Origin of the sequence: Dyella sp. (assembly GCF_035277725.1) — a bacterium.
Lineage (GTDB): Bacteria > Pseudomonadota > Gammaproteobacteria > Xanthomonadales > Rhodanobacteraceae > Dyella_B.
The window spans coordinates 16,702-33,268 of the sequence record NZ_DATEJY010000064.1 but is presented as its reverse complement, the minus strand read 5'-3'; the positions used below and the strand labels follow the sequence as shown (position 1 = coordinate 33,268).

General features: G+C 61.9%; 14 protein-coding genes and 1 tRNA gene. 7 read left to right on the top strand and 8 right to left on the bottom strand.

Annotation, left to right across the window (positions count from 1 at the left end; genetic code table 11):
• Positions 1-1,127: efflux RND transporter periplasmic adaptor subunit (locus tag VJR68_RS05970; protein WP_324146703.1), on the top strand; the 1,127-nt coding region annotated here is incomplete at its 5' end.
• Positions 1,128-1,138: 11 nt separating this feature from the next.
• On the top strand, positions 1,139-4,339 hold the full coding sequence (locus tag VJR68_RS05965; RefSeq protein ID WP_324146701.1) for a multidrug efflux RND transporter permease subunit: 3,201 nt from the start codon (positions 1,139-1,141) through the stop codon (positions 4,337-4,339).
• Positions 4,340-4,520: 181 nt separating this feature from the next.
• Here the strand turns inward: VJR68_RS05965 and VJR68_RS05960 are convergent, their stop codons facing one another.
• The 4 genes from VJR68_RS05960 to VJR68_RS05945 all read right to left on the bottom strand — a co-directional run bounded on the left by VJR68_RS05960 (position 4,521) and on the right by VJR68_RS05945 (position 8,567).
• On the bottom strand, positions 4,521-6,392 hold the full coding sequence (locus VJR68_RS05960) for a S53 family peptidase (protein ID WP_324146699.1): 1,872 nt from the start codon (positions 6,390-6,392) through the stop codon (positions 4,521-4,523).
• Between the two features lie 254 nt (positions 6,393-6,646).
• Positions 6,647-7,807, bottom strand: a complete 1,161-nt coding sequence (locus VJR68_RS05955; RefSeq protein ID WP_324146697.1) for an acyl-CoA dehydrogenase family protein — start codon at positions 7,805-7,807, stop codon at positions 6,647-6,649.
• Between the two features lie 91 nt (positions 7,808-7,898).
• On the bottom strand, positions 7,899-8,303 hold the full coding sequence (locus VJR68_RS05950; RefSeq protein WP_324146695.1) for a type II toxin-antitoxin system VapC family toxin: 405 nt from the start codon (positions 8,301-8,303) through the stop codon (positions 7,899-7,901).
• A 12-nt stretch (positions 8,304-8,315) separates the two neighbouring features.
• On the bottom strand, positions 8,316-8,567 hold the full coding sequence (locus VJR68_RS05945; protein ID WP_324146693.1) for a type II toxin-antitoxin system Phd/YefM family antitoxin: 252 nt from the start codon (positions 8,565-8,567) through the stop codon (positions 8,316-8,318).
• Positions 8,568-8,692: 125 nt separating this feature from the next.
• On the opposite strand from VJR68_RS05945, the gene VJR68_RS05940 reads away from it, so the two are divergent.
• The 3 genes from VJR68_RS05940 to metH all read left to right on the top strand — a co-directional run bounded on the left by VJR68_RS05940 (position 8,693) and on the right by metH (position 13,572).
• Complete coding sequence (locus VJR68_RS05940) at positions 8,693-9,619, top strand: metalloregulator ArsR/SmtB family transcription factor (RefSeq protein WP_324146691.1); 927 nt, start codon at positions 8,693-8,695, stop codon at positions 9,617-9,619.
• 175 nt (positions 9,620-9,794) lie between these two features.
• Entirely contained in the window at positions 9,795-10,880 is a 1,086-nt protein-coding gene (locus VJR68_RS05935; RefSeq protein ID WP_324146689.1) for a homocysteine S-methyltransferase family protein, read from the top strand.
• A 7-nt stretch (positions 10,881-10,887) separates the two neighbouring features.
• On the top strand, positions 10,888-13,572 hold the full coding sequence (metH, locus tag VJR68_RS05930) for a methionine synthase (protein ID WP_324146687.1): 2,685 nt from the start codon (positions 10,888-10,890) through the stop codon (positions 13,570-13,572).
• A 71-nt stretch (positions 13,573-13,643) separates the two neighbouring features.
• Here metH and VJR68_RS05925 read toward each other — a convergent pair whose 3' ends face one another.
• On the bottom strand, positions 13,644-13,973 hold the full coding sequence (locus VJR68_RS05925) for a lipid-A-disaccharide synthase N-terminal domain-containing protein (protein WP_324146685.1): 330 nt from the start codon (positions 13,971-13,973) through the stop codon (positions 13,644-13,646).
• A 134-nt stretch (positions 13,974-14,107) separates the two neighbouring features.
• Between VJR68_RS05925 and VJR68_RS05920 the strand changes: the two genes are divergently transcribed.
• Positions 14,108-14,182: transfer RNA gene (locus VJR68_RS05920), tRNA-Val, on the top strand.
• A gap of 212 nt (positions 14,183-14,394) precedes the next feature.
• Here VJR68_RS05920 and VJR68_RS05915 read toward each other — a convergent pair.
• Entirely contained in the window at positions 14,395-14,544 is a 150-nt protein-coding gene (locus VJR68_RS05915; RefSeq protein WP_324146683.1) for a hypothetical protein, read from the bottom strand.
• A 168-nt stretch (positions 14,545-14,712) separates the two neighbouring features.
• On the opposite strand from VJR68_RS05915, the gene VJR68_RS05910 reads away from it, so the two are divergent.
• Positions 14,713-14,907 (top strand): hypothetical protein, encoded by a 195-nt coding sequence (locus tag VJR68_RS05910; RefSeq protein ID WP_324146681.1) that lies wholly within the window; start codon positions 14,713-14,715, stop codon positions 14,905-14,907.
• Positions 14,908-14,914: 7 nt separating this feature from the next.
• On the opposite strand, the gene VJR68_RS05905 is transcribed toward VJR68_RS05910, so the two are convergent.
• Positions 14,915-15,514, bottom strand: coding sequence for a DUF4142 domain-containing protein (locus VJR68_RS05905; protein WP_324146680.1), 600 nt, complete (start codon positions 15,512-15,514; stop codon positions 14,915-14,917).
• Positions 15,511-16,530 (bottom strand): SDR family oxidoreductase, encoded by a 1,020-nt coding sequence (locus VJR68_RS05900; protein ID WP_324146679.1) that lies wholly within the window; start codon positions 16,528-16,530, stop codon positions 15,511-15,513. Before VJR68_RS05900 ends, VJR68_RS05905 begins: the two co-directional genes overlap by 4 nt.
• Positions 16,531-16,567 lie beyond the last annotated feature (37 nt).

Genomic DNA, 16,567 nt, shown 5'->3' with positions numbered 1-16,567 from the left:
GCAAGGAACAAGGTCCACCCAAGATGCCGCCGCCGACGGTGGGGGTGATCGATGCCCAGCCGCAGAACGTGCCGCTGACCAAAGACCTGGTAGGACGCCTGTCCGCCTTCCGCAGCGCCGACGTGCGTGCACGCGTATCGGGCGTGCTGCTCAAGCGCGTCTATACCGAAGGCACGGATGTAAAGCAGGGCCAGCCCCTGTTCCAGATCGATCCGGTGCCTTACAAGGCCGCACTGGCCAATGCCGAAGCCGCGCTGGCTTCCTCCCAGGCCAGCTATACCAATGCACATGTGATCGCCAACCGCGACCGCCAGTTGGTGCCACAAGGCTATATCTCGCGCCAGCAACTGGATACCGACGAAGCCAACGAGCGTTCCGCACAGGCTGCCGTGAAGCAGGCCGAAGCGAACGTACAGACCGCGCGCATCAATCTGGGCTACACCAACGTGACCGCGCCGATCGATGGCCGCGCTGGCGAGCAGCAGGTGACGGAAGGCGCCATCGTCGGCAACAGCACGACCGATGCGGGTGCCAATGCGACTCTGCTGACCACGGTGGACCAACTCGATCCGCTGTACGTCAACTTCACCATGAGCGCCGCCGATCTCGAGACGCTGCGCCACGCCCAGTCCAATGGCAACGTGCAGCTTGCCGATCCGGACAAGACCACGGTGCAGATCACCCTGCCCAGCGGCGTCAAATACGACAAGCAAGGCACCCTGGATTTCTCGGATACGTCGGTCAATCCGACGACCGGTGCGATCAACCTGCGTGCCGTGGTGCCCAATCCCAACCGCCGTGTGTTACCAGGCATGTACGTCACCCTCACCGCCAACATGGGTGAGCTGAACAAGGTGTTCCTGATTCCGCAGGCCGGCATCCAGCGCGACCCCGTCGGTGCCTATGCCCTGGTGGTTGGCCAGGACGGCAACGTCGCGCAGAAGCGCGTGTCGGCCGACACCATGCTCGGCCACGACTGGATCGTCACCAGCGGCCTTGCTGCCGGTGATCAGGTGATCGTGTCGGGCATCCAGGGCGTCAAACCGGGTGCACCCGCCAAGGCCACCCCGTGGAAGCCTGACCAGGCTCCCGCCGGCCAAGGTCCCGCGCCCGCCGGTCATCAGTAAGGAGAACACGGATGCCGAGTTTCTTTATCGACCGCCCTATTTTCGCGTGGGTGGTCGCCATTCTGATCACCCTGGTCGGCATCATTTCGGTGCTGGGCATGGGTGTGGAGTCCTACCCCAACATCGCGCCACCGCAGGTCACGGTCACCGCCACCTTCCCGGGTGCCAGTGCGCAGACCATGGAAGACACGGTCACCAAGGTGATCGAGCAGCAACTCACCGGCGTGGACAACCTGCTGTACTTCAGTTCGGCCTCGAACTCGAACGGCACGTCCACCATCACGCTAAGCTTTGCCACCGGTACCGACCCTGACATCGCGCAGGTGCAGGTGCAGAACAAGGTGTCGCTGGCACAGCCGCAGTTGCCGGCCGCGGTGACGCAGCAGGGCGTGGTGGTGGCCAAGGCCAACCCGGACTTCCTGATGTTCGTGGGCCTGATCTCCAACAATCCCGAGGTCGATAGCGGCCGCCTCAGCGACATCGTCGGTTCGCAAGTCATCAACACGATCGGTCGTATTCCCGGCGTGGGCAGCACCTTCCAGGTGGGCTCCGAGTACGGCATGCGCGTGTGGCTGAATCCGGACAAGATGCAGGGCTACGGCCTCTCCGCCTCCCAGGTGGAAAGCGCGATCTCCGCCCAGAACGTGCAGTTCGCGGCCGGTTCGCTGGGTTCCGATCCCGCGCCCGACGGCCAGAGCTTCACCGCCACCGTCTCGGCTGAAGGCCTGTTCTCCACGCCCGAGCAGTTCGGCAACATCATCCTGCGCGCCAATCCCGACGGCACCACGGTGCGCCTGAAGGACATCGCACGCATCCAGCTCGGTCCGCAAACCTATGGCTTCGCCTCCACCTGGAGCGGCCAGCCGGTCGGCGGTTTCGGCGTGCAGTTGCTGCCGGGTGCGAACGCGCTGCAGGTCGCCGAAGCCGTGCGTTCGAAGATGGACGAACTGGCCAAGGATTTCCCGCAGGGCGTCACCTGGTTCGCGCCGTACGACAGCACGCCGTTCGTGCGCGTGTCGATCAATGAAGTGATGCACACGCTGATCGAGGCGATCATCCTCGTCTTCTTCGTGATGCTGATCTTCCTGCAGAACTTCCGCGCCACGGTCATCCCCACGCTGGTGATTCCGGTTGCCCTGCTCGGCACCTTCATTGGCCTCGCGCCGATGGGCTTCACCATCAATCAGCTCACTTTGTTCGGCATGGTGCTGGCCATCGGTATCGTGGTGGACGACGCGATCGTGGTGATCGAGAACGTCGAACGCATCATGACCGAGGAAAACCTGCCGCCGAAGGAAGCCACGCGCAAGGCGATGAGCCAGATCACCGGTGCGGTGGTGGCCATCACCGTGGTGCTGGCGGCGGTGTTCGTGCCGTCCGCCCTGCAGCCGGGCGCCACCGGCGTGATCTACAAGCAGTTCGCGCTGACCATCGCGGTGTCGATGGGCTTCTCCGCGTTCCTCGCGCTGTCATTCACGCCGGCGCTGTGCGCCACCATCCTCAAGCCGACGCACGAGCACAAGAAGAACGTCATCTACCGCGCGTTCAACAACATCTTCGACCGCGTCACGCATACCTACCAGGGCCACATCGGCAGTGCCGTCCGCCATGCGCCGCGCTGGATGATCGTGTTCGTGCTGGTCGCCATGCTGGCCGGCTTCCTCTACACCAGACTGCCCACCGGCTTCGTGCCCAGCGAAGACCAGGGTTTCGCGCTGGCCATCGTCGGCTTGCCGCCGGGTGCGTCGCTTGAGCGGTCCGAGCAGGTCATGAAGGAAGTCCATGACACGCTCGAAAAGAGCCCGCTGAAGAACGACTACGTCGGCATGTACCAGATCAGCGGCTTCAGCTTCATCGGCCGCAGCGAAAACGCCGGCATGGTGTTCATCAAGCTCAAGGACTGGAGCGAGCGCTCGATCACCGCGGATGACTTCATCCTGAAGGCAAACGGCGTGCTGCACGGCATCCACGACGCGCAGATCTTCGTGGTGAACCTGCCGACCATCCGCGGCCTCAGCCAGTTCGGCGGCCTGGACATGTACCTGCAGGCACGCAGCGGCCAGTCGCGTGGCGAGCTGGCGCAGGCGATGGGCATGCTGCTGGGCAAGGCGTCCAAGAGCCCGGTGCTGTTCGGCACCCGCCCGAACATCCTGCCGGACGCGCCGCAGTACAACCTCACGGTGGATCGCGTGCAGGCCGGTGCGCTGGGCTTGTCGGTGAGCGACGTGTACACCGCGATCCAGCTGATGCTGGCGCCGGTCTACATCAACAACTTCATCTACGAAGACCGCGTGAAGCGCGTGATGGTGCAGGCCGATGCGCCGTATCGCATGGATACGGATGCACTCAGCCACATCTACACGCCGAGCTCGCTGAGCACCAGCAGCACGTCCGGCAGCTCGACGAGTTCATCGAGCAGCAGTTCCAGCACATCGCCGTACGGGCCGTACAACATGATTCCGCTGTCCAGCGTGGTGCATTCCACCTGGAGCATGGCTTCGCCTTCGCTCACGCGCTACAACGGCTATCCGGCCATCGAAATCGTGGGCGATGCCAACAAGGGCTACTCCAGCGGCCAGGCCATGTCGACCTTGCAGGACATCGTGAACAACGATCTGCCGCATGGCTTCGGTGCGGATTGGACCGGCCAGTCGTATCAGGAATTGCTGGCGGGCAACTCGGCGACATTGCTGATGATCCTGTCGATCTTCATCGTGTTCCTGTGCTTGTCAGCGTTGTATGAAAGCTGGTCGATTCCGGTGGCCGTGTTGCTGGTGGTGCCGTTGGGCCTGCTGGGCATGGTGCTGGCATCCATGTTGCGCGGCTTCCCGAACGACATGTACTTCAAGATCGGCATGGTGACGGTGATCGGCCTGGCCGCGAAGAACGCGATCCTGATCGTGGAATTCGCGGTGGAACAGCAAGCCGAGGGCAAGACGCTGTTCGAGTCCGTGGTCACCGCGGCCCGCCTGCGACTGCGCCCGATCCTGATGACCTCGATGGCCTTCATCCTCGGCGTACTGCCGCTGGTGACGTCCACCGGCGCTGGCGCCAACTCCCGCCATGAAATCGGCACCGGCGTGATTGGTGGCATGCTGTTCGCCACCTTCCTCGGCCTGCTGCTGATTCCGGTGTTCTACGTGAGTGTGCGCCGCATGCTGGGCGACAAGATGGATGAGGCGACGCATAAGCTGGCTCGCCATGAGCACTAAGTAGCCCTTCGATTCGGATCCGAATCGCGGGCATTGAGGGAATGATGAAACAGAAAAAGCCCCGGCACACGCCGGGGCTTTTTTTGTAGGTTGGGGTGCAAACCCAACATCGCCATGCCAGGTTGACCCTTATGTTGGGGTTCGCACCCCAACCTGCGAGAACCCGGACATCGGCCCCGCATCACCGCGCAAAATTGCTGGTGTTCTTCACGAAGTTGTAGAAGTTGGCAATGTTGAGGCTGCCGAAACCGGTGGTGTTGTCCCAGCCGGCAGCCGCGTTGTAGCCATAGCCGTTGTAACCGTTGTTGCCCGAGGTCACGTCGTTCACCAGCGTCGGATTGCTGGGGATGTAGCCATAGAGGCTGGATGCGGGGAAACCCAGTGCATTGCCCAGGCCCGACTGCACGCGCGCCCAGATGCCCACGAAGATCGGCGAGGCAAGGCTGGTGCCGCCCACCGTGTAGGTCGATCCGGCGTAGGTAATCTGCGCACCCGAAGCGGAAGCCGCGTCGAACGCAAGATCAGGCAGCTCGCGATGGGTGACGGAACTGCCCAGCGCGGACACCTGCCACGAAGGCGCGGCTTCATTCGCGCTCACGCCGCCGCCGGTCGCCCACAGGCGCTTGTTGTTGTCCAACGGCGCGCTGATGGCGGCGAGCCCTTCGTTCCACACCGTTTCGCCACCATAGGCACCGCTGCTCGTATACAGCGTGGTGCCGCCCACGGCGATCACGTAGGGCGAGGTCGCCGGCTCGCTCACCGAATAATGCGCAAGATTGATCTTTACCGTACCGCGCGAATTGGCGACGTAACCGGGGCCGCCGCCGAGGCTGTCGGTGGACCACTGATACACGCCCGCATCGCCCGATGCGACGGAGAACGTCTGCCCTTGCGCCACCGCCTGCTTGAACACCGCATCGTCCGCCGACTGGCCGGTGGTGCTGCCTTCGTCGATACCCAGCGAGACGTTGATCACCTTGGCCACGTTCGCCGTCACCGCGCCGTTGTACGCATTGGTGAGATCGGCGATGGTCGGATGAGTCACGCCGTCGTACGGCGCGGTATATAGCAGGATCTGCTTCACGCCGCCGCTCACGCCCAGAATGGTCTGGGTATCCAGGTCCCACTCGACGTCGCCATTGCTGCTGTCGTCGAGATACGTCGAGCCGCTGGCGCCGGTCTTCACCACCGAAGCCGACACGGTGAAGCCATTGTTGCTCGCATAGGTCTGCAGATCGGTCAACGACTGCGCATCGCTGCCCCAGCTGATCACGCCTACGGACGTATTGGCAGCGGTCGGCGTGCTGCCTACGTTGTAGATGGCGGGAAACTCCTTGGGATTGTGCGACGTGGTCGAACCGGACACCGCGTTGGTCTGCACCGGCTGGCGCGCATCCGGCGCGAGGATGTGGTGGTAAGTGTGAATCTGCGCCAGATTGTCCAAACCCAGTACCGACTTCACCACCGTGCCCAGTTCGGACGGCACGGAAATCGACGCGTCATTCGCGAATACCTTGCGGTTGTCCAGGTTGAAGCGCACCAGATGGGTGCGGAACGCGCTCTGCACCGCCGTGTGCGGTCCGGTTGCATTGACCAGCAAGCGATTGGCGCTGACCTCCACGTTCTGGAAACCCGCCTGCTTCAGATACGCCACCACCGCATCCACCTGCGCCTGCGTGGGACTGAATTGCTGCACGAACTGGTCGCTGCTCAGAAACTGTCCGAACAGCAAGCTTTTAGGATCGTTGATCGCCTTCAGATAACTGTCCAGCGCACCTTCGTTGCGCAGGTTGAGCGCCACGGTCACCGACACCGTTTCGCTATCGCCCAGCGACACCGCCTGATGCGCTGCGCTCGCCAACGCCTCGTCATGCGCGCTGTGGTCCACGTTCTGCACGGCTGCCTGCGCTTGCGCCACGGCGCTTGCCTGCACCTCTTTCCAGCCACCTGTGCCGGCCTGCGCGGACAGCGATACCACCGCCAGGGATAACGCAAACGGCAAGCCTAGCTTGCGCACGTGTTTCACACCAATAACGGCAACGTTATGAGTCATGGAAGGCTCCAGAGTTGAGGTTGATCGATACGCGCGCACGTTTCATGTACGCGGCACGGTGCCGGCGTCTTACGCCGTGCAGGATGTGATACGGATTTCCCCTTCCCTCTCGAATGGAGGGTTGCGTCATAAGTACTACGCAAGCGCGTCAACGATTCGTCAACACGCACGGCATGACGCCGTCCGAATGGTTCTATAAAAAGAAAGGCGCGGCATATTGCATGCCGCGCATGGTCAGCCATGATGCCCGGATGTCAGCGGAGACCAGTTTCCGCGCGCGCAATGACAAGCCGCTGGATCTCGCTGGTACCTTCGTAGATCTCGGTGATCTTCGCGTCGCGGAAATAACGCTCCAGCGGCATCTCCTTCGAATAACCCATGCCGCCGTGAATCTGCACGGCCTGGTGGGTAATCCACATCGCCGCTTCCGAAGCCACCAGCTTGGCGACCGATGCTTCAGTACCGAAACGTCCACCGTTCTTTTCCGCCTCGCCCTTCGTCCACGCCGCGCGCAGCGTGAGCAAGGTGGCCGCATCGAGCTTGCACTTCATATCGGCGATCTTGGCCTGCGTCATCTGGAACGTACCGATCGGATGGCCGAAAGCCTTGCGATCGCGCGACCATTGCAGGGTGGCTTCATACGCCGCGCGCGCGATACCCACCGCCTGCGATGCAATGCCGATGCGACCTGCATCGAGCACGCCCATCGCGATCGAAAAGCCCTTGCCTTCGTCGCCGAGCAAGTCTTCCTTCGAGCACACGTAATCGTTGAATTCGATTTCGCAGGTCGCCGATGCGCGGATGCCGAGCTTCGGTTCCGTCTTGCCGGCATGAAAACCAGGACGCTGCGTATCGATGATGAAGGCCGACACACCCTTCGCACCGATGCCCGGCGTGGTGATCGCGAACAGCACGATATAGCGCGCCACCGGGCCGGAGGTGATCCAGCTCTTCTTGCCGTTGATCACCCAATCGCCATTGGCATTCTTCGACGCACGCGTGTGCATGGCCGATGCATCCGAACCCGACTGCGGCTCGGTCAGCGCGTACGCGCCGATCGCATCGCCCTGCGCGATCGCGCGTACGTACTTCTGCTTCTGCTCTTCCGTGCCGTGCTTGAGGATACCGTTGCAGAACAGCGAGTTGTTCACCGACATGATGGTGGAGGTCGCCGCATCCGCCGCGGCAATCTCGATCATCGCCAGCACATAGCCAACCGGATCCAGCCCTGCACCGCCATATTCATGCGGTACCTCGATACCCATCAGGCCGAGCTGGCCCATCTCGCGGATGTTGTCCAGTGGAAACTCGCCCTTGGCATCCAGCTCGGCCGCCACCGGCGCAATGCGCTTTTGCGCAAAATCGCGCGCGATGGATTGGATGGACAACTGGTCTTCGGTGAAACGGAAATCCATGAGCGGCTCCGGGGAAAAGAGATGGGGAAAGCCGCTTATTTTAGCTGTGCGGGGTAGGCAGGCCTTGCTGCGGGGCAGCAGAGCGCTACCGTTAGCCCAAAAATGGATTAAGTATCGGCACTTGAAAGCGCTCAAAATCCCGCGTGTTGCGCGTGACAACCGTCAACTTATGCACGACTGCCGTAGCAGCGATCATGGCATCTTCATTCACAGTGTCCGACTGTCGGTGCATCAGCTTGGCCCAACAGCGGAATGTGGTGACATCCATAGGCAGCACGTTGTAGGTCGCAACCACTTGCTCAAGCCACGTCTCAATGACCATAGCCTTATGGGCGTCCTGTTCGCGCGTGAGCTCGACACCCGCCTGTATTTCGCCCAGTGTGACAGCGCTTAGGTACAGATCGGCCTCCGCAACACCTTCAATCCAGGCAACGACCGCCCCATGCGGGCGCGGCTTGCGTAGCTCCGAAACAACATTGGTATCCAGTAGAAACATGCCTATCCCTACTTAGGACATCGGTGGGCGGCGACGGCGCACGCCGCGTTTGGGAAGCTCGAAATCCACACGCCCCACATCTGAAAGCAGCAACGCCTTAAGTGAAGGACGTGCGGTCTCGACCAAGCGTTTCCATTCGCCAATGGGAACCAACACAGCGGTTTCCTCACCTCGGCGGGTAATCAGTTGCGCGCCTTCCGTAGTGCAGGCATCCAGCAGTTCGCTGAAACGAGCTTTCGCATCTTGTACAGGCCACGTGTGCATGGGCGGTCTCCATCAAACTAGTCATATGACTAGTTTATCAGCAGCCGCTCCAGCTCCGCGCCTTGACGGCCTGACGTATCACGCCTACCCTTACCCATCTCTTTATCGCGATATAAGGATGCACGATGGACTTGGCCACCGCCTCCAGCGTGTTGCGCCTGCTGGCGGATCCCACTCGCGTACGGCTGCTGGCCCTGCTTGAGCGGGAAGAACTGACCGTCGCCGAGCTGGCCGCCGTGCTGCACCTGGCCCAGCCACGCGTCTCCACGCACCTGGCCAAGCTGAAAGAAGCCGAGCTGGTGCGTGATCGCCGCGCTGGCGTTTCGGCCTACTACCGCGCCAACAGCGAGGGCGATGAGCGCCAGCACGCGCTGGTCCGCTCCCTGCGCGAAAGCATCGACGATGCCCTGCTGCGCGAAGACGCCGCACGCCTGACCGCCGTGCTGGCCCAGCGCGCCAGCGCACACGGCTGGGCCGACACCGTGGCCGGCGACATGGAGCGCCATTATTCGCCGGGGCGTACGTGGGAAACGCTCACCCGCGCACTGCTGCAATTGCTGGAAACCGGCGACGTGCTGGACATCGCTTCCGGCGATGGCGTCACCGCCGAACTGCTCGCGCCGCACGCTCGTTCGATCGTATGCGTGGATGCAAGCGAGCGCGTGGTGGAAGCGGCAGCCAAAAGGCTTACGCCTTTCAGCAACGTCCAGGTGCGCCAGGGCGACATGCATGCCTTGACGCTGGAAACAGGCAGCTTCGACCTGGTGCTGATGCTGCATGCGCTTACCTATTCCGAACACCCGGCCAAGGCGGTGGCCGAAGCCGCGCGCGTGCTGCGTCCCGGCGGCAAGCTGCTGGCCGCCACGCTGGGCAAGCACGACCATCGGGCAGTGGTGGAGCCTTTCGATCACCGCAATCTTGGCTTTACCGAAAGCGAGCTCACCAAGCTGGCCACGCAGGCCAAGCTTAACGTGTTGAGCTGCAACCGCCTCAGCCGCGAGCGCAAGGCGCCGCATTTCGAAGTGATCAATCTGCTCGCACGCAAGCCATGAATCCCACCACGCACCTCACACCCCGCTCGTCATTCCGGCGCACGCCGGAATCCAGTGCACGCACGCGTCTGAAGGACACAAAACCTATCTCGAGTGCTTCGCACAGCGTATTTAGACTGGATTCCGGCCTGCGCCGGCATGACGAGGTTGAGGCAATACGCACAGGAGCACGACCATGAGCACCCTCCCCTGGCGCCACCCCGATCGCGTTGCCGCACTCCAAGCCGCATTACGCGAACGCATCCTGATTCTCGACGGCGGCATGGGTACCATGCTGCAAGGTCATCAACTGGATGAAACCGGCTTTCGCGGCGAGCGCTTCGCCGAAGGCCGCGACAGCGAGCACGCGCATGCACACGATCACCCCGGCGCGTGCGACCTCAAAGGCAACAACGACCTGCTCACCTTGACCAAGCCGGAGATCATCCGCGGCGTGCACGAGGCGTATCTCGAAGCCGGCGCCGATCTGGTCGAAACCAATACCTTCAACTCCACGCGCATCAGCCAGGCCGATTACCACCTGCAACACCTGGCGTACGAATTGAATCGTGAAGGCGCCAAACTTGCGCGCGCTGCGTGCGATGCATTCACCGCCCAAAATCCGGCCAAGCCGCGCTTTGCCATCGGCATTCTCGGCCCCACCAGTCGCACGGCGTCGCTATCGCCTGACGTCAACGACCCCGGCTTTCGCAACGTCACCTTCGAAGAACTGGTCGACAACTACACCGAAGCGGCCAGCGGCCTGCTCGACGGCGGCGCCGACATGATCATGGTGGAAACCATCTTCGACACGCTCAACGCCAAGGCTGCACTGTTCGCGCTGAGCGAACTGTTCCGCAGCCGCGGCAGCCGCGTACCGGTGATGATTTCCGGCACCATCACCGACCGCTCCGGCCGCACGCTGTCCGGCCAGACTGCCGAGGCGTTCTATTACTCGGTCAAGCACATCCGTCCACTGTCGGTCGGCTTGAACTGTGCGCTCGGCGCGGCCGATCTGCGTCCGCACATCCAGACACTGGCCAACACGGCCGATTGCTACGTCAGCACCCATCCGAACGCGGGCTTGCCGAATGCGTTTGGCGAATACGACGAAACGCCGGCGCAGATGGCCGCCGTGATCGATGGTTTTGCGCGCGATGGGTTGCTCAACATGGTTGGCGGCTGTTGCGGCACCACGCCGGCACACATCAAGGCGATTGCCGAAGCAGTCAGCAAGCATGCGCCGCGTGCGCTGCCGACCGGGCAGAAAGAGGCAGCTTGAGCTAAGGATGAACACCACTCGCCACACCCGCCTCTCCGGCCTTGAGCCGCTGGTCATCACGCCGGACCTGCTCTTCGTCAACGTCGGTGAACGCACCAACGTCACCGGCTCGGCGCAATTCAAGAAACTGATCAAGGAAGACCGCTACGAAGAAGCCGTCGACGTCGCGCGTCAGCAAGTCGCCAACGGCGCGCAGATCATCGACGTCAACATGGACGAAGGCCTGATCGATTCGGAAGCCGCGATGACGCGCTTCCTCAACCTGATCGCCGCCGAACCCGACATCGCGCGCGTCCCGGTGATGGTCGACTCCTCCAAATGGACCGTGATCGAAGCCGGCCTGCGCTGCCTGCAAGGCAAGGGTGTGGTCAATTCCATCTCGATGAAGGAAGGTGAAGAACTCTTCCTTGAACACGCACGCAAAGTGCTCGAATACGGCGCCGCCGTCGTCGTGATGGCATTCGACGAACAAGGCCAGGCGGACACCTGCGAACGCAAGGTGGAAATCTGCTCGCGCGCGTACAAGCTGCTTACCGAGAAACTCGACTTCCCGCCCGAAGACATCATCTTCGACCCCAACATCTTCGCCATCGCCACCGGCATCGACGAACACAACAACTACGCGGTGGATTTCATCGAAGCCACGCGCGAGTTGAAGAAGCGCTTTCCGCACAGCCATGTGTCCGGTGGCGTGTCCAACGTGTCGTTCTCGTTCCGCGGCAACAACACCGTGCGCGAGGCGATCCACTCGGTGTTCCTGTACCACGCGATCAAGGCCGGCATGGATATGGGCATCGTCAACGCCGGCGCGTTGATGATCTATGACGACGTGCCGGAGGAGCTGCGCGAACGCGTGGAAGATGTGGTACTCAACCGCCGCGCCGACGCCACTGAACGCCTGCTGGAAATCGCCGACCGCTACAAGGCGAAGAAAGGCGAAGTCGTTACCGAAAGCCTCGCCTGGCGCGAAAAGCCGGTACGCGAACGGCTTGCGCACGCGCTGGTCCACGGCATCGATCAGTTCGTCGACGAAGACACCGAAGAGGCACGCCAGCAAGCCACGCGCCCGCTCGACGTGATCGAAGGCTCGCTGATGGACGGCATGAACATCGTCGGCGACCTGTTCGGCGCCGGCAAGATGTTCCTGCCCCAAGTGGTGAAATCCGCGCGCGTGATGAAAAAAGCGGTGGCCTACCTGCTGCCGTATATCGAGGCGGAAAAGTTGCGCACCGGTGACGCCGGCAAGAACAACGGCACCATCGTGATGGCGACGGTGAAAGGCGACGTGCACGACATCGGCAAGAACATCGTCGGCGTGGTGCTCCGTTGCAACAACTTCGAGGTGATCGATCTCGGTGTAATGGTGCCGGCGCAAAAGATTCTGGATACCGCGCGCGAACACAACGCCGACATCATCGGCCTGTCCGGCCTGATCACGCCGTCGCTGGAAGAAATGAGCCAGGTCGCACGCGAAATGCAGCGGCAGGATTTCCAGATTCCGCTGCTGATCGGCGGCGCCACCACCTCGCGCGCGCATACCGCACTGAAGATCGAGCCGCATTACAAATCACCCACGGTGTGGGTAAAAGATGCCTCGCGCGCCGTCGGCGTGGCGCAATCGCTGGTCAGCAAGGATTTGGTCGACGGCTTCATGGCGAAAATCCGCGCCGAATACGCCGACATCCGCGAACGCCACAAGCACCGCGGTGCTGCTAAAACGCTGGTACCGCTGGAACACGCGCGCAAGCAACGCTTCAGCTGCGACTGGCAAAGCTATACGCCACCACAGCCGAACAAGCCCGGTATTACTACATTCGACAACTACGATCTGGCCGAACTGCGTGCGTATATCGACTGGACGCCGTTTTTCCAGGCATGGGAACTGGCCGGACGCTATCCCGCCATTCTCAAAGACGAAGTGGTCGGCAAGCAGGCCACCGAACTGTTCGCCGATGCGCAAGCCATGCTGGACAAACTCATCGCCAAGCGCTGGCTGACGGCGCGTGCGGTGATCGGCTTTTGGCCTGCCTGCGGTGTGGGCGACGACATCGAAATCCAGCGTCCGGAAGGCAAGCTGCGCCTGCAGCATCTTCGGCAACAAGCCGAAAAACCCGTTGAGCGTCCGGACTTCTGCCTCAGCGATTTCGTCGCGCCGAAAGAAGCCGACAAGCAGGATTGGATCGGCGCCTTCGCCGTCACCGCCGGCCTCGGCATCGAGCAGCACGTCGCGCGCTTCGAAGCGGATCACGACGATTATTCCGCCATCCTGCTCAAGGCGCTCGCCGATCGCCTCGCCGAAGCGTTTGCCGAACGCATGCATGAACGTGTGCGCCGCGAATTCTGGGGCTATCAGCCGGACGAGGCTTTGGATAACGAAGCGCTCATCGAAGAGAAATACTGCGGCATCCGCCCTGCTCCCGGCTACCCCGCCTGCCCCGACCACACCGAAAAAGCTGCACTGTTCGAATTGCTCGACGCCACGCGCCATGCCGGCATTCAATTGACCGAGGGCTTCGCGATGTATCCGGCAGCGGCAGTGTCCGGCTGGTATTTCTCGCATCCGGGCAGCCAGTACTTCGTGGTGGGACGTATCACGCGCGAACAGGTGGAAGACTACGCCAAGCGCAAAGGCTGGACGCGCGAGGAAGCGGAGCGCTGGCTGGCGCCGAACCTGGACTACGACCCCGAGTAGGTTGGGGTGCGAACCCCAACCTCACCATGCCGGGCAGATCGCGATGTTGGGGTTCGCACCCTACCCTACGGTTACGCCTTGTCTGGGATTTCGTCCCTGCCGTGATGGCGCATATGCATCACCAGGTTGTAGACCGACACGAACACGGGGAAGAAGTTGGAAAGAATGCCCACCGAGTCGTTCTTGCCGAATACGAAATACGCCAGCAGCAAGGCGCTGCCCGACACCGACATCCACCAGAACGACAGCGGCATCACCACCCGCTTGTATTTGCGCGTGTAATAAAGCTGCACGAACCAGCGTCCGGTGAACATGAAAGTGCCCATGAAGCCGACCACCTTCCAGGGCGTGAGATGGAAATTCTGCAAGGCATGCAGCATGTGCGAGAGATCGAAATGCATGGGTGGCCGCTTGGCAAAAAAAGGAAACAGGCCATTTTAGCCGCCCGGAGGCGATAGCCCACGCCCACCAACGCAACCACCCCACAGGCGGTTGACGTTTCAGCCCCTGGTCCGTATAGTTGCGCGTTCCCGGCGGGCGGTTAGCTCAGCGGTAGAGCACTGCCTTCACACGGCAGGTGTCACAAGTTCGATCCTTGTACCGCCCACCACTCAGTTTCAAGAAAAAAGGTCGCCTCCCGGTGGCCTTTTTTGTTGGCCGCGGCGGGGCTTGCGTCAGTGCCTCGAACCGATGCTCATGCAGGCTGGGATGAAATCCCAGCATGGTTGGCATGGCGATGCTGGGATTTCATCCCAGCCTACGACTGCCACTGTCTTCCGTTTGCTTCTTCGTCATAACGCTTACCTCTTACCGATGCGGGGTTTATTCAATTTCCCCGTAACCTTTCATTACGTCCTGCGGGCCGCCGAACTCGTTTTCCGGAATGCGCTCGATCGTGTCGATGATTTCCTGAGGCGCATCGTATGAGTGCGCCAGTAAACAAACGCGTTCGCTTTGCAGGCCTCGGCGCACGCGTGCGTTTCATGCAACTGACATATCGATCAAGCATGCTAGGCCGAAAACGGCGCCTCCCCTTGCCGCCCCCATTTCCGTGAAGAAATGCATTGACATGGCATGCGCGTCCTTTTCAAGCATCCTCTGAGAAGGTGCCGGGCATTCACGTCTTCATCCAAGAAAACCATGAGCATCCGCAACGCCACCATCGCCAGACGCAAGCGCACGATCGGCCTGTCCGAACAGGAGCGCGCCGCCGTGGATGTGCAACGCCGTCGCCGCACGGGCAAATCCGGCCAAGCTGGCAAACGGGAGACAGGTCCGATCCTGGCGCGGACGGAATACGCTGGCCGCCGGCACGCCATCTGGGCGGAGTGGTAATTACTGCCTATTGGTTTTCGCGCCGCTGCTGCGCGGGGCTGCCTTCCTTCATCAGCGCACGCGCCGCAGCCAGGTGCCCCTGCAGCACGGGCAGGCCGCGCGCGGCAATGGTTTTCAGGCGGTCGTCCGCGGCGGTTTTGGCGGCCACTTCATACGCCGCGATGATGCTGTGGTGCTCCTTCACCATCATGCCGGCAAAGGCCTGATCGAAGGCCTCGCCATGCAATGACTGCAAGTGCGCTTGCATCGCGCGGATGTTCTGCACCGGCACGCCGTGCGCATGACCCTTGCTACCCTTGGTTGCCGTGAACTGCGCGAATTGCAGATTGAGCGCGGTATGGTCGCTGACGATCCGGCTTGCCAATGCTCTCATGCGCGGATTGTCCGACCGGCCCATGGCCAGCTTGGCCAGCGTGATCTGCATGTCGTCATCCGCCGTTGCCTGTGCGACGAACGCCTGCTCGCGCGCATTGAGCGTGTGCTGATGCTCATTGCGTTTGGGCGACTTCGATGCCGCCGGCTTCTGCGCAAAACCGACGGCAGGCAACACGACGAAACACAGCAATAACGGAAGGCGGCTTGATGCGAACGCGCGCGCCCTGGTCACGGCTGTCCCCGCCCGCCGGATTCACCGTAGATCTGCCCCGTCACATAGCTCGATTCGGCCGCGGCAAGCTGCACATACACGTGCGCGATTTCCGCCGGTTGCACCGGACGGCCCATCGGCGTGGTTTCGCCGAATTCCTTGAGGTTCTTTTCCGTCTGCCCACCGCTCACCTGCAGCGGCGTCCAGAACGGGCCCGGTGCCACGCCGTTGACGCGAATGCCGCGCTTGATCATCTGTTTGGCCAGCCCTTTAGTGAAAGTGACGATGGCGCCCTTGGTCAAGGAATAATCCAGCAGATTCTCGGAAGGATCGTACGCATTCACCGAAGCCGTGTTGATGATGGCCGAGCCCGGCGGCATATGCGCCACGGCGGCCTTGGTGATCCAGAACATGGTGTAGAGATTGGTCTTCAAGGTCCAGTCGAAATAATCGGTGGAAATGTCCAGAATCGATTCGAAGCTGTGTTGCCGGCCGGCATTGTTCACCAATAGATCGATGCCGCCGAACGTATCGATCACCCGCGTCACCATACTCTGGCAAAACGCCTCGTTGCGAATGTCACCCGGCAAGGCGAGCGCCTTGCGTCCGGCCTGCTGGATCAATGCGACGACTTCGCGTGCATCCGGCTCTTCGGCGGGCAGATAGGAAATCGCCACATCGGCGCCTTCGCGTGCATAGGCAATCGCTGCGGCACGGCCGATACCGGAATCGCCGCCCGTGATCAGCGCGCGGCGCCCCAGCAATTTGCCACTGCCGCGATAACTGGTTTCACCGTGATCCGGGTGCGGCCGCATCTTTCCGGCCAGCCCCGGCCAGGGCTGCGATTGCGCCTCGAACGGCGGATGCGGATAGCCCTGGCGCGGATCTTTCAACGGCAGCGCCTGCTGACTTGCGCCGCTTCGATCTTCCGGTTGCGAGGCTCGCGCCGAGCCAAGCACGGCGGTAGCCATGCCCAGGGAAGCCCCTTGCATCAATCGTCTGCGCGAGGCGGAAATACCGTGGTTGTCATCGCTCATGACACGCACCGCCTTCGGATGTTGCCAGGCTTGGCGT